General features: G+C 49.7%; 14 protein-coding genes. 7 read left to right on the top strand and 7 right to left on the bottom strand.

What is annotated here, in order from left to right:
• The first annotated feature begins 169 nt into the window (after window positions 1–169).
• Window positions 170–1,552: a hypothetical protein gene (locus H6F67_RS25635; RefSeq protein ID WP_190769492.1), complete on the top strand. Its 1,383-nt coding sequence runs from the start codon at window positions 170–172 to the stop codon at window positions 1,550–1,552.
• 36 nt (window positions 1,553–1,588) lie between these two features.
• Here the strand turns inward: H6F67_RS25635 and H6F67_RS25630 are convergent, their stop codons facing one another.
• From H6F67_RS25630 to H6F67_RS25605, 6 genes are all read right to left on the bottom strand, one after another.
• Complete coding sequence (locus H6F67_RS25630) at window positions 1,589–1,957, bottom strand: hypothetical protein (protein WP_190769491.1); 369 nt, start codon at window positions 1,955–1,957, stop codon at window positions 1,589–1,591.
• The gene (locus H6F67_RS25625; protein WP_190769490.1) at window positions 1,944–2,291 is read right to left on the bottom strand and encodes a DUF5674 family protein; all 348 of its coding nucleotides are present in this window, start codon (window positions 2,289–2,291) and stop codon (window positions 1,944–1,946) included. The genes H6F67_RS25630 and H6F67_RS25625 overlap by 14 nt, the downstream gene beginning before the upstream one ends.
• A 212-nt stretch (window positions 2,292–2,503) precedes the next feature.
• Window positions 2,504–2,947, bottom strand: coding sequence for a hypothetical protein (locus H6F67_RS25620; RefSeq protein ID WP_190769489.1), 444 nt, complete (start codon window positions 2,945–2,947; stop codon window positions 2,504–2,506).
• Window positions 2,868–3,320 (bottom strand): hypothetical protein, encoded by a 453-nt coding sequence (locus tag H6F67_RS25615; protein WP_190769488.1) that lies wholly within the window; start codon window positions 3,318–3,320, stop codon window positions 2,868–2,870. Before H6F67_RS25615 ends, H6F67_RS25620 begins: the two co-directional genes overlap by 80 nt.
• An 89-nt stretch (window positions 3,321–3,409) precedes the next feature.
• A complete protein-coding gene (gene lepB, locus H6F67_RS25610) occupies window positions 3,410–4,009 on the bottom strand; it encodes a signal peptidase I (RefSeq protein WP_190769487.1) in 600 nt (199 codons plus the stop codon).
• Window positions 4,010–4,187: 178 nt separating this feature from the next.
• Entirely contained in the window at window positions 4,188–5,888 is a 1,701-nt protein-coding gene (locus H6F67_RS25605) for a hypothetical protein (RefSeq protein ID WP_190769486.1), read from the bottom strand.
• A gap of 899 nt (window positions 5,889–6,787) precedes the next feature.
• Here H6F67_RS25605 and H6F67_RS25600 point away from each other — a divergent pair.
• From H6F67_RS25600 to H6F67_RS25575, 6 genes are all read left to right on the top strand, one after another.
• Window positions 6,788–7,879 (top strand): hypothetical protein, encoded by a 1,092-nt coding sequence (locus tag H6F67_RS25600; protein ID WP_190769485.1) that lies wholly within the window; start codon window positions 6,788–6,790, stop codon window positions 7,877–7,879.
• 220 nt (window positions 7,880–8,099) lie between these two features.
• Window positions 8,100–9,203 (top strand): YhcG family protein, encoded by a 1,104-nt coding sequence (locus tag H6F67_RS25595; RefSeq protein ID WP_199304640.1) that lies wholly within the window; start codon window positions 8,100–8,102, stop codon window positions 9,201–9,203.
• A 489-nt stretch (window positions 9,204–9,692) separates the two neighbouring features.
• The gene (locus H6F67_RS28560; protein WP_190769484.1) at window positions 9,693–10,556 is read left to right on the top strand and encodes a Clp protease N-terminal domain-containing protein; all 864 of its coding nucleotides are present in this window, start codon (window positions 9,693–9,695) and stop codon (window positions 10,554–10,556) included.
• Window positions 10,514–11,668, top strand: a complete 1,155-nt coding sequence (locus tag H6F67_RS25585) for a DNA polymerase beta superfamily protein (RefSeq protein WP_242020800.1) — start codon at window positions 10,514–10,516, stop codon at window positions 11,666–11,668. The genes H6F67_RS28560 and H6F67_RS25585 overlap by 43 nt, the downstream gene beginning before the upstream one ends.
• 4 nt (window positions 11,669–11,672) lie before the next feature.
• The gene (locus H6F67_RS25580) at window positions 11,673–12,422 is read left to right on the top strand and encodes a nucleotidyltransferase domain-containing protein (protein ID WP_199304639.1); all 750 of its coding nucleotides are present in this window, start codon (window positions 11,673–11,675) and stop codon (window positions 12,420–12,422) included.
• Between the two features lie 376 nt (window positions 12,423–12,798).
• Complete coding sequence (locus H6F67_RS25575; protein ID WP_190769482.1) at window positions 12,799–13,311, top strand: hypothetical protein; 513 nt, start codon at window positions 12,799–12,801, stop codon at window positions 13,309–13,311.
• Window positions 13,312–13,509: 198 nt separating this feature from the next.
• Here H6F67_RS25575 and H6F67_RS25570 read toward each other — a convergent pair whose 3' ends face one another.
• Window positions 13,510–13,974, bottom strand: coding sequence for a DoxX family protein (locus H6F67_RS25570; protein ID WP_190769481.1), 465 nt, complete (start codon window positions 13,972–13,974; stop codon window positions 13,510–13,512).
• Window positions 13,975–14,112: the final 138 nt, after the last annotated feature.

The raw sequence follows: 14,112 nt of genomic DNA, 5'->3' as shown, positions 1-14,112 counted from the left end.
CCATAATTCAAATCGGTTTTCCGTGCTGTCGCACGATTCTCGGCGTCAATCTCGATCGCGGTTACGGCTGAGTGTGAACTTCCGGCTGAGCGATCGGGCGACAACAGCAATATTTGTGGTTAGGGTGCAAACCTTAACCACGTTAAGCCTGTAAATTTGCACCCTAACCATGTCACATCTCCACCTATTGAACTGGGGCATGGGTGTCGAAAGCACAGCGATTCTCGTACGCTGGCTGCGAGAACCAGAATCGCGCCCATTCTCAGACTGCCGACAGCTCATTGTGGTTTGCGCTCAGACGGGCGATGAAGTCCAAGAAACTAAGTACTTGGCTGAGCACTATTTGTTTCCGCTCCTGCGACAGCACAACGTTCGCCTGGTGCAGCTTGCCAAGCGATCGGCGTCGAAGCGCGACGGTTATGTAATTCTTTCTGATACCTCGCAGCCGGATGTGCTGCACATCGAAGGCTGTACCAAGCTCAGCGATCACTGGCTGCTAAACGGCACATCCCAACGATTGTCGCGCCCGCACATTTGCGCCCAGCGCTGGAAAGGCGAGGTGCTAGAGCAGTGGGCGATCGACACAATCTACTCCCCACAACTGCTGCTCACCTGTTTAGGCTGGCAGTCGCTAATGATTTTCAAGGCTCTGTGCCTCGATGCCGGAGAGTTCTGGCTGGTTTGTCAGGGTATTCCCTTCAGTCGCGCTTGGCGATTTTACGTGCGTTTGCACCAGTGGACAGTGCAGCAGCTCGATCGCTTCGTGTTCGGTCCCTACCTCGGCTACAGTGCCGAAGAGACCAAGCGATCATCAAAGTCCGATGGCTACGGCTGTTTAGGACGCGAATATCGCTATCCGCTGCAAGAGTGGGGTTGGACGCGCCAAGACTGTTTGAACTACCTTCAGCAGGGGTTTGGCGTCATCTGGGTCAAGAGTGCTTGTAAACAGTGTCCGTTTCAAGAGCGCAGCGTTGCTCTCGCTCGCTACCAGCTTCAGCCCCAAGATGGCATTGACACGCTGCTGATTGAGCGGAACGCTCTGGCATTCAATCCGCGTCTTCACCTATTCAGCTTTGGCACGGCTTACTACCTGATGGTGAAAAATCAGAATCAAGCCGTTCTAGCTGGATATCGACAGGCGCTCGATCGATTGGAGTGGGCAATCTACCACGTGCGGCGAATCTACAAGCGCTATTCGACGGCAAATGGCAAAAGGCGCATCGATTGCGATCGCTGGGTGCAGATGGTCGCGACTGGCGATCGTCCTACGATGCATCGCGCCCTCCGTCAGCAAGCAGAGCAGCAGCAGGCAACCGTGATCAACGAGTGGGGCTGGCGCTTCTACCGTCATCGCAAACCGAAGCAACCGCAATGCTATCCGGCGATCGAGGAGTTCTATGTGGCAGCACCGCGATTTGCCCAAGCCAAATGCCGCAACTGGCAGCGCTTTGAGCAGGAATGGAACCAGCTTACTGGCACCTCTGCAACTGGCAACCATGCGCGACTGATTGTCGATCGCGCTCTCAGTTTGCTAGATCAAGATTCAACCTAATATCTTCAAAGTCTGTTTCTGGAGCAGAGATGCTTCTTAGACGTGATTTAGTAAGATTTGAAGCTGTTCGATCCATTGTTCTACTTCTATTACGACGCGGCTATTGTTCCAAGCCTTTTCCTGAATCAATAGCCGCGCTGCAAAGCGAGCGACATTAACCAAAATTTCTGCGTCTTCAGCCCGACTTGGCAGCAATTCAGGTACAGTCCACTCAACATAGCGCTCAATTTTACGAAGTATTGAATTACACGAATCTTGAGCATCACTGGGCGTAACCGTGTACCCAACCTCTACCTCATTTTGCAAAGCTTGGAGTTCGCTGGCGATCTGTAAGATACGAGTATCGAGGGTAAGTGAAGTAAACTGAGCCTGCAAGGGTGCCCATTCTGGTTTAACTGTCTGCATGATACTCTCCAATCAACTGATTGATAATTTCATTAATTCTCGATCGAATGCTAGCATCTTGAATCACCATTGAGCGATTGCCTTGGCTCGGACGAATATTAATGATCGAGTCGTATTCTATTTGATGGGTCTTCAAATTAAGCCCAGCACCCCAAATATTTTGCTGCATACTGTCAACGCTTAGTAAAACCGCTTCACATTCAGCGTGGGATTCACCACCTCCTGCTAGAATACTACGTTCCACATCCACTGCCAGTTTAATGTAGTTTCCGAACATTCTTGACATTCGATACATCTCAGCAGGGGTTGCAGGTTTGGCGATAATACAAATCATGAACAGAGGCTACAGACTTCTTAATTGGGTTTAGAAAATATTACCAATTAAGGCACAATCACTTGTAGATGCAGTCTTGAACATGATGTGGTTTTGGCTGGTAGTGCGGCTAGCCTCTCAAGAGCAAACGGCACACGTGTTATCTTAATCGCTCTGCTTCCAAGTAGGATTCTCCTTGCAGATAAGCGTAATTAGCAAGCTTTCTTTCAAGGCTACCAGGGAAAGAATTCCCTCGCTTTTTTCCCCGACTCTCGAACCGTGTCTGTTATTTTATTGTTGATTTCTCGTTGGGATGTATCTTGAATCTCTTGACCGTTGAGATCGTAAGTGGCGATCGTTTCACCGACAATAAACGCTTTTTGAGCATCTTTGGGTAAGGTTGATCGATCGAACGCTCTGCCACCTGTTGCTCGATAAAGCTGCGCGGGACTGACATCAAATAGCTCGTTGCTCATGGCAGTGGCGCTATCGATTTGAGCGCGATCGTCTCCGCCTTGATGCTCGATCGCTTTGCGAAAATCTTTGTTAACAACCGCTCCATCAACTCGCTCATGCCGTTCAATTTCAGCATCAGAACTATGGCCGTTCAGATCCAGTGAGAGCTGTTGTTCCTCCGGTTCTTCCTGATTGTTGACCCACCATTGCAAGAAGCCCATAGCCTGCCTCCTTCTCTTGGGTTGTGAACTTGATATCTGAGTCAAATAGCTGCTCAAATCCAACTTTGAGCGCATCGAATGCGCCTGGAATCGTCAGAAATTCATCGAGAATTTGCTGCCGAAACTCATAATTCCAGCAACCTGACTGAAAATTGAAGTGCAAGGTGATCAGCGTCCACGAGTCCATACAGCCTTCCCAAACATTGAGCGCATGGAAACGGCAAAGGGCGCGAACCCAGGTTGACCTACAGCGCAGATCGCCAAAGGTGCGAACCTCAAGCTTGAACAATTCCGGCTGAATAACTGCGCCATTGTACCAGCAGCGGCGCTCCCAGTCTTCATAAACCTGCTGCTTCAATTGTTGTAGCCGCATCGCTACTTCTCCAAGACTGAGCAAAGCGTACAGTCATACTACAACAATTATTCGTCAATTTTGTCTCCTTAAGGTTACCTCGTCGATCGCTACCGCTGCGATAGCAGCCCGATTCGAGCAGGCGGCCAAAATCGCAAGATGGCTCGACCCTCGATCGCCTGCACGGGCAAAGCGCCCCAAATATGGCTATCGCAGCTATTATTACGGTTGTCGCCAAGCACAAAAACGCTCTGGGGTGGAACGGTGCTAGCTGTCATCTCATAGTTTGGTTGCGCCTGCACATACGGTTCCTTCAGCGGCTGGCCGTTCACGAAAATCTGCCCAGACGAAATTGCCACGTGATCGCCTGCCACAGCTACGACCCGCTTGATCAAATCAATTCGAGTTCCAGGTGCAACGTGACAGGCCGCCAGCGTTTGGGTGGGAGCGGCGAAAACCACAATGTCACCCCGCACGGGCGCATGAAAGTGATAGGACAACTTCTCAGTTAACAGGGTGTCGTTCACAGCGAGCGTGGGCTGCATTGACTCGGAGGGAATGTAGACCGGGGAAGCGATCGCACTTCTCACACCCATTGCGATTAATAAGCCACCCACTGTCATCGTCAGCGGCTCATGCCAGCAGCGCAGCAGTTTCGATCGAGAAGACTGGGTAGATGACCGAGTTGAACGGCGCAAAGGTAAGGACATCGATTTCAACTATTTCTCAGCATCGTCAAGCTAGAGCGCGGCTATCGCATTGCAATGACGCTGTGACTCCAACGATCGTCACAGTGCAACTGACTTTGTAAAGTGGTTAGGGTGCAAAATCGAACCATAACTAGCCGACCGTTTGCACCCTAACCACAATCGATCGCGACCCCACCACTTAGGGATTGCCCTCACTGCTCAATCCGAGCACTCCTCCCCAAAACAAGGAAAGCTGAGCAAAGTCGAGGATGCCTGGATTAATTGCTGCCCAGGCCATTGCCTCAGCAACCAGAATCGGGTCACCAGAATTTAGAAACTGCTGCATTCTTGCCATCTGCTTTATCTGGGATGCCTGTCGTTTGAGGTGTTGTCGCTGCCTTTGCGCATCTCGATCGGCCTGTTGATGCACCGCTTGCCAGGTTTGCACGTCAAATAGGGGTGACTGAATATAAGAATTGGATTGCAGCGAATCTGAGGCAAGATTGGCATCGCTGCAATCGCCAGATGAATTACCTGCTGATGAATCCTGAGATTGTGATGCTCGATCGCTAGAACCTTGACCTGGCAAAGCATCACCGCCTACCTCTAAAAATAAGCTTGGGGGTGTTTGAAAGTTATTTGAAGCTGGTTCTACCTCGCTAAGATGGTTGGGATGCCACAAGTCACGGTGACGGTAGAGTGAAGCACCACCAATGCCATAGGTGAGGAGCGATCGAAAGCGTGCCGTTGCTTTACTGGGAAGTGTGTTCTTGTCTAGCAGGTCTGCGATCGCTGCTCGAATCCGTTCTCGTGCTGCTGTGGATTGCTGTTGATTCCAACTGGGGGCCTGCTCGATCGCTGCTTTAAGTTCTGGATCTGCTTTCGCTTTTAATTTTCCTTGGGGATCGCCGTAGTGGTAGTAGTGGCTACTTTCGATGCAGCGCGTCCATTCTTCAGCGCGGTGTTCGATCTCATGCTGATGGCGACACCACTCTTGGTAGCCAGGAAGCGATCGAGCCGTTTCAACAATTTCTTTGACCAGTGTTTGTCCAACTAGTGGTTCACCGCCGGAGAGGACGTGGTGAAAAATGAACGATCGCATTGTGATCCGTCCGAGTAGTCGATTGCTTTGTCCATACCCAGTCCAACCCAACTCAATTTCAGCGTTCAAGTCGTTGAGGAACTTTTCGGCTTTGCCTGAAATGCCGAAGTGCTGTCGCTTTGCTTGCTTGAGAATCTGTTTGAGTGTTTTACTTTCAACATCGTTGTGAGTTTGGGTAAGCTGCCATTGGCTTACAAACTGGTTAGTGTCACTCCAGACTGGCTGATATTCTCGATCGAGCAAATACGACCCGATTTGTAGGGGTAGTCGGTGAGCATTGAATAAGCTGAAACTGCCGTCTGCTGAAAACGGTTTTGGGTTTGGAAAAACTTCGAGTTGTCCGGGTTTGAGTTTGAACCCGGCGTTTTCGAGTAGGCACGCTAGGGCGATCGCTAACTGCCAAGAGCTTTGAGCCTGCTGGAATGGAAAGTAGACGTGCAGGCCGCCGCTGTAGCTCGAAGTGCAGGCAAGATGTCGAACTAGTCCGAGTGGTTCGAGGGCAGCAGTGATTCGAGAAATTGCAAACGGATCGCGGCTGGGGTGGTAGGGGCTGCCCGTGTCAATGTCGAGGAGGCAGTAGTTTGTTTTCGTGGCAAAGCGAACCCCGTAGAGGTAAGCACCTTGTCGGATCAGGCGATCGCTTAAGAGATGACGACTCTCAGTTTTCCACTCAACTGCTGCACCTGACTCTGGGTGCTTTGCCCAGATGTAGTCGAAGCGATGCGGGAAGAGAGCTAAGAAGCTGTCGTCCCATTCGTGGATATATTGAAATTTGATTGGTGGGTCGGCAATATCCATATCGGCTCCATTTGGATAATGGAACCGGTTCAGATAACCCCTGCTTACACAAGTTCAATACGACAACCTAACAGCCCGAAGGCTGTCACACTACAGCTTTAGCTCAACTAAAGCAAATTGTGCCAGGGCTGGCTAGACCCTGACAATTTTGTGTGACAAATCCTTGGGGACTGCTATCATGCAGATACACAAAAACCCGGTTGAAGAGATAGGCGTTTCTTCAACTCAAGGCTAGGAAGCCGGGACGATTGAGACTTTGGCGAGGCTCTGTTCCGGTTTCTTAGCTATTGTGGGTCAATGTTGCAGGCTTTTTGAAATAGAACTTGTCTAAGCGCTGGCTTTCGAGCAGCCATTGCGTCATTGTGTTGTAACCTCCAAGTTGTAAAACGAGTGGGACTAGGAATGTATTGATGCTTAGAACTGAAGAACTAAGCGCTAATGCACTCTATTAAACACCTAAAGATTTACAGTAAAACTGGCCGAAACTCTTAATTGAAGAGGATTACGCGGGAGTGATAGAACAGATATACTCAGGAGTGATAGAGCGATTTGTACGTCGGAGTGATAGAACAGAAATCAACTATCCTTCGGAGTGATAGAGCGACTTGTACGTCGGAGTGATAGAACAAGGAGTTTAATCCTTATTCTTGAAGGATTATGCTGTGAGCATCTTTCTCATCTTGACGTGGGAGTGATAGAGCGATTTGTACGTCGGAGTGATAGAACGGGTACAAAGCCATACGTGAGAGTGATAGAGCAATTTGTACGCGGGATTGATAGAGGTTAGATATAAAAACATACGTGGGAGTGATAGAACAACAGAGCTATTGGTAGGGTGTACGAGATCAAAAATCCAATACATCTAGTAGAATTCGTCCATTGCTCAGCTTTGTGATTCTATGACTGCCAGTAAAAGTAGCTTAAATTTTCCGGTAGATGGGCAGCTTTTGATGGTGCTGCCCAGAGCCGGAGCCTCCGTTAATAATCCCGATGTCCATTTACCGATCTTGCGCTCAGACGGAGATGGCTACTATCTGGAGATGCGGGTTGAGGCAGATACCGCAGATGTTGGCGAAGTTGCAGTGACAAGGCGGGTTCCGCTCGAAGACCTGACAACAGATGAATGGGAAGAATTAAAGCAGCAGTATGACAGCCTTGACCTTGAAACTTTAGCCGCTCAAGGGATCGGTAAGGGACTTGAAAAGATTCAAGACCGTAAGATTCAGCGCCTGTTCATGGCACTGCTGACCTTCTTAAATCCTCGTCAGGTTGGAATTGTACTGTATCTCTATAAGCTAGCAGCCGAGCAGAATAATGGTCCGATCGTGACTTTTCGCTCCAATGACTTGCTGGAAAACCTCGGCTACTCGCGCAGCAAAGGAGGCAGTTTTCACGCCAAGATGCGATCGCAACTCAACCGTGACCTCGTAGCACTTCATCGAGTTGAGCTAGTTCTTGCCAAGTCTTTGAGGGAGGGAAATAAAATCGGGGCAGAAGTCATTATTAAGAGTATTCTTCGGATTAAAAGTTACAAGATAGAAAACCTCTCTCGCGATTTTGATTTAGCAAAAGCGGCTGATTACACTTATGAACTGGCTGATTCATACACAGTGTCGTTAGAGTTTTTTGAAGGCCCCAGTCGCACAGGCGATTATGTCCTGTTTGCTGGAGATGTCGATATTGCTCAAAAACTTGGTAGCAATACCAAGAACGACTACAGGACTAAGCTGCTTGTTTATCTAGCAAGCCGACTGAAATGGGATTCTCCCCAAGATGGACAGTATCTAACGATTTCTAAGCAATATTTATTCAAAAACCTTGATTTGTTCGGCAGCAACTCCTCACGAAACAATCAAATATTTTGGCGCACAGTCGAGGAGTTACAGCAGGAAGGCTACATTCTTGGCGCTAAAGAGCTACCCGGTAAAAGGAAGACACCCAATATTCAATTTCAAATCAACTCTGAAAAGCTAAAATCAAATCTCAATTGAATTGATGGAATAATGAGGATAGGGAAAGATTCTTGCTATTCGTGTTGCTTCGTCAGATTGCCTATAGGATAACTGATGAAAATTAGGTCAGTTTCAATTTCTTCAATAAATTGTTGGGGTGAAGCGAGGTAGCAAGGTGTCAAGTAATTTCCTGACGCTAGAAGACAAGGTAGTGTTGAGGTATAAATAGGTTGTGACCGAGGATGAGCAACGAAATTCATTGTCTTCAATTGAGTCTGTCGAGTACGGTGTCGTTCTAGCGGGAGTTGCTGAACTGCTAGAATCAGCGCGGCGGGCAGCAGCGCGATCGGTCAATGTTTTGATGACTGCTACCTATTGGGAAATCGGACGACGCATTGTTGAGCTGGAGCAGCAAGGAGAGAGCCGAGCAGAGTATGGCAAGCAGCTTGTTGGACGGTTGGCACAAGATTTGTCTACTCGCTTCGGTCGAGGTTTCAAGCGCAGCAACCTGTTCCAAATGCGATCGTTTTATCTAACCTATCCGACGATTTCAGAACCACTGGTAGGACAGTTTGACGATCCTGACATTTTCCAGACACTGTCTGGAAGATTCCCACTGCCCTGGTCACATTATGTCAAATTGCTCAGTGTCAAAGCACCAGGAGCTAGAGCATTTTATGAAATGGAAGCTGTACGTAGCGGTTGGTCGGTGCGGCAGTTAAATCGGCAAATTGCAACTCAATTCTATGAGCGCACAATGCTCTCTCGCAATAAGGCAGCAATGCTAGAGAAGGGGAGCCAAGCTCAAATTGAGGATGCAAGTCGCCCAGAACATGAAATCCGCGATCCGTTCGTTTTGGAGTTTCTAGACCTCAAGGACGAGTATTCAGAAAACGAGCTTGAAGAGGCGTTAATTCGCCACATCGAAAGTTTTTTACTGGAGTTAGGAACGGACTTCGCATTTCTGGGACGGCAACGTCGCCTACGAATTGGTGAACAATGGTTTAGGGTTGATTTGTTGTTTTTCCACCGCCGTCTCCGCTGCTTGGTGATTGTCGATCTAAAATTGGGCGAGTTTACTCATGCGGACGCAGGTCAAATGCATTTGTATCTCAACTATGCGCGAGAGCATTGGATGTACTCGAATGAGAATCCACCAGTTGGACTGATTTTGTGTAACAAAAAAGATGAAGCGGTAGCTCACTATGCTCTAGATGGCCTTCCCAATAAAATTATGGCGGCAGAATATCAAACGATGTTGCCTGATGAAAACTTGCTGGTGAGTGAACTAGAACGCACTCGTAAGAGACTAGAGGAGCGATCGCTGACCAAAGAAGCTCAAGAACACGAAGATTCAAAATAGCTTTTAGCATTTCGCAGTGGCTCGCTCGCTGTCGCTCAAACTAGATACAACTTGAAGGTAAAAAGGCAACTGCTTTCTTCCCTTTCCTACTCCCTAAGAGTTTACAACTTCAGACTGCTTTTTGCTGGTTAGGGTGCAAGTTTGCAGGCTTTTAGCGTGGGGTGTTGCACCCTAACCAACAGGCGACTCAAGGCGCGATCGCTTGGAGCTCTGTATGCTAAGCGCTGCTCCCAGAAAAATGGTCTATCTGTACGTAATTCTGGGTTAGGGTGCAAACAGATTGAGTAAATTCCTACTGTATTGCACCCTAAGAAACAGAAAACTTGCCTCTGAGCCACTGATTTAGGTAATAAAAAACTGCATAAGCTATCTGTGTCTGGAGCATCGTCTGGGATTACAGCGCATATCAAGGTGGCGATCGCTGCTTGACAGGGAAGTTATTTCGATTATCTTGGAAATACGGCATATTTCGATGATTCTAGAAATACCATGAACAACTCTGCCCGCTACGCCGATGTTTTCGCTGCACTGGGTTCGGAGCCACGCTTGGACATCATGCGACTGCTGTTTGCCGCTCATCCTCAAGGCATGACGGTCGGCCAGTTGCAGATACAACTGCAAATTCCTAACTCCACCTTGTCGCATCACCTCGAAAAGTTGCGAGTTGAAGACCTCGTGACGGTGCAGCGCGATCGCCAGTTTTTGTGGTACTTTGCCAATGTTGAAACCACCGAAGCACTGCTGACATTTCTCTACAACGGCTGTGCCATTCGGCAACCCGCTTCCACTCAGGAGCAGGCGTATCAGGCGCTAGAGCTAGAGGTCGAGTCAACTGCCGCTCAAGAAAGCGGTATGTTTGAGAACTTTTTACCCGCCCTCCAATCGCTGATCGGCAATCTGTTTGGGCGAGTTGCACTGCCCGTCGGTTTTGAGCGGTTCACCCAAAAGGCAATTCAAGCGATTTTTCTAGCACAGAATGAGTCACGCCGCTTGCAGCATCAATACGTCGGCACTGAGCAACTTCTGGTCGGGTTACTTGCTGAAGGAACAGGCATCGCGGCTCAGGTTCTGACGGCGGCAGGGGTAAGATTAGATGCCGTCAAGCAGGCGATCGAACGTCAAATCGGGCAAGGACGCGGCACTCCAACTGAAATTCCCTTCACCCCCAGAGCCAAAACCACGCTCGAAATCGCGGTCAAGCAGGCTCGACAGTTGGAGCATTCGTACATCGGTACGGAACATTTGCTGCTGGGCATTCTCGTCGAGGGTCAAGGGTTGGGCGCGATCGTTTTGGAACAGTTAGGGTTGGATTGCAAACTGCTCGAACAACAGGTGCGGGACGCGCTACATTAACCGGATTTATACGGGCGATCGATGGTCGCTTGCGATCGCTGCTGGAGGAGACAACGGCCAGTGCTGCGTATGGCAGTCGATCGGCGGATCGATCAAAGGTGGCAAACAGCGGCGTTTCAGGGCGTGACATTTACATCGACTTTCCATTACTGATATACTACAAATACTACAAACGTAGTTTTGCCATGAACACGCCCGCCTACTACAACTTAATTTTGCCTGTGGGTACGCAAGTCGTCACTCGCATCGAAGTCAAAACGCCCACTGGGGAAACCACTTGTCTGTGCGGTGCAGTCGGGGAAATCGTGCAGGCTCCAACAGACAACTCGCATACCTACCAGATTCAACTGCCGACGGGCGATCGCGTCTCACTCCGACGGCACGAGTTCATCATCCGCAAACACTTTCAGCAAGCCGACTGGCAGCGCGATGATGTGTTAGCCGACTACAACCTGTTTGACACGGTAATCTATCGCTGCATCGTTGGGTCGAGAGCCTATGGACTCGATCATGCTAATTCAGATGTCGATCGACGCGGAATTTATTTACCGCCCGCCGATCTGCACTGGTCGCTCTATGGCATTCCCGAACAGATTGAGGATAAGCCTGCCCAAGAATGCTACTGGGAACTGCAAAAATTCCTCGTACTGGCGCTCAAGGCAAATCCGAATGTCCTTGAATGCCTCTACACGCCATTGGTGGAGACGGCCACGCCGATCGCCCAAGAACTCTTGCAGGTGCGATCGATTTTCCTGTCCAAGCTGGTGTATCAAACCTACAACAGCTATGTCCTGTCCCAGTTCAAAAAGTTAGAGCAAGATCTGCGTAGTCACGGTCAGATTCGCTGGAAACACGCGATGCATTTGATTCGCCTGCTGCTGTCGGGGATCACGATTCTGCAAGAGGGTTTTGTGCCTGTGAAAGTCGAGACGCATCGATCGCAACTGCTGGCAATTCGCGATCAGCAAATTGGTTGGGACGAGGTGAACCAGTGGCGCTTAAGTCTGCATCAGCAGTTCGATCGCGCCTTTGCCGAGACGAGCTTGCCCGATCGCCCGAACTACGAACAGGCCAATGCTTTTCTGCTTCGCGCCCGTCGCTCAATGGTTTAACCTGATGCTACCTGAACTCAAAGCGATCGCCCAAGCACAACCGTATCCGCTGCTGTTCGCAACAGTCAGCGGCGCACATCTATATGGCTTTCCTTCTCCTGATTCCGACTACGACTTGCGCGGCGTCCATGTGTTGTCTTTGCCAGAAGTCGTGGGACTAAATGCGGGGCAAGAGACGATCGAGCAATCGCAACTTCAAGGCGATCTAGAGCTTGATCTCGTCACGCACGAGATCAAGAAGTTCATGGGCTTGATGCTGAAGAAAAACGGTTACGTGCTAGAGCAGCTTTTCTCGCCACTGATTGTGCAAACTACGCCCGCTCATGATGAGCTGAAAGCGAGCGCCCCACGCTGCATCACGCGCCATCACAGTTACCACTACCTCGGTTTCGCTCAAACACAATGGCGACTGTTTGAGAAGGAGCAACCGCCCAAAGTCAAACCGCTGCTGTATGTGTATCGCGTTCTGCTGACGGGCATTCACCTGATGCAAACAGGCGCGATCGAAGCCAACTTGGTGACGCTCAATCAGCAATTTCAGCTATCACAAATTCCTGATTTGATTGAGCGCAAGCTGCAAGGAGGTGAGCAATCGACGCTAACAGGAAGCGATCTGGCGTTTCATCAGCAGGAATATCACCGACTGACGCAGATGCTGATGGAGGCAGGCGATCGATCGCACCTGCCGGAGACTGCCACTGCTCAAGCTGACCTGCATGATTTGCTGGTGCGCGTTCGACTTGCTGAGGTGTAGCGCGTCTGAACATTCGGCATCAGAACGCGACAGACCGAAATACGCACCGACTTAGCCAAGAGCGATCGCCTCTAGCTTGAACTTATGGGTATGGATCAAGGCTTCCACTGAATTTGCTGCAATTCAATTATTCCTTTGCCAAAGTTTATGGTACATTTGTATCAACAAATTTTGTTGGAGGTCATGCCCCCTGACCGCATCTCATCTACTTGCAGACTACGAAGCGCTCGTCCAGCAGCATCAAGCGCAGTTCACGCCCCTGCTTGAGGAGCTGCAAACAGTGGTGAACCAAACGTTACAACAGCTTCAGCAGCAGGAGCGATCGATCGTCGCCTGCTGGTGGGACTGAACAGTAATTGTCGTTATCACAAAAGCAATGGGATATCTAATCAGCTATCGCTTTCACCAGGTTCGTATTCTGGCGACTCACGTCGAAGCAGCACTCGCGGCTATCCACCTGCTTTATCAGCCGGAGACGATCGAGCGGTGGGGAACGGGCATGACGTTTGATCGCACCACTCGAACCACCAAACCCTGCTATCGAAGCGCCAGCCTTCCACCGGATGGCGGCTTTGCGACCCTGATCGATGCGTTGCGATCGTGGTCATTGCAAGCAGTACAGCAGCCGAATGGCGATGTTGAAATTGTCGAATACTTAGCGGATAAAGCAGGCGATGAAGCAGTGCTGTTCGCGGCGATCTCGCCGTATCTCGACCAGAGCGATCGTCCCAAAATCGATGCCTTTCAAGACAATCAGCAGTACTGGCGACACACCTTTGCGGGCGGACAGCATCGACAGGTGTGTGGCAAAGTTGTCTATGCCGATGAGCATCCGCAGTTGTTCGATCGGGCAGAACGGTTCGATGAGACAGAAACTGCATCAGACTAGAAATGACAGGCCGTTTTGCGATTCTTCCTAAGTACCGGACAAAAGCTTGCAAAGGTAGAGTAAGACAGGGTTTCATGAGAACTACCTCATTCTTCAACCACAAACCCTCTTGCATCAAGTGACTCGTTTACACGCTGCGTTGCGACCACAGTCGGTTTGGCACGGCGAATTGTCCTAACGGCTCAAGCACGATAGAGATTAGGATTTCCTCAGCCAACTGGCGATCGCCGTATCCAGGGAAAATAATCCCCCACCATTGACCAGGAAGAAGCCAAACCACATGGCATAAAGGGAAGCCATTTCCAGCGGTGCAATCTGCCAACCATCTTTTTTGAGATGGAAGACAATCGCAATTAGCATGGTGAATAACAAGATCAAGGCATTGAGCCGAGTAAATAACCCAAGCGCCAACAGAATCGAACCCACAATTTCAGCGTAGGCAGCACAGTAAGTAAAAAATACTGGGTATGGAAGGCCAATAAAACTGACAACCCCATTGGCGAACCCCTGCACATCCGCCAGCTTGCTCAATCCGTTATGGACCATCAACAAGCCCACCGCCACTCGAAAAACTGTCCAGATGATTTGAAAAGCGCGGCTTTCGATCGCCGTGGATTGCACAATGGCGCTCAGTAACGTTGGTTTTGTTTGAATCGTTGTCATGGCTAAGAATGTTCCCAATCACGTTTATTAGTGTTTGTCAATTTAGAATGCGGGCAATCAGCATTGTTGCAACACGGGCATCACGAACAGCGAAAACGACCTGCTGGGACGGGATGCTGCACATCGCTTCGGTCGCCT

It is taken from the genome of Microcoleus sp. FACHB-1515 (genome assembly GCF_014696105.1).
GTDB lineage: Bacteria > Cyanobacteriota > Cyanobacteriia > Elainellales > Elainellaceae > JAAUTJ01.
This window is presented reverse-complemented; position numbering and strand designations above follow the sequence as displayed.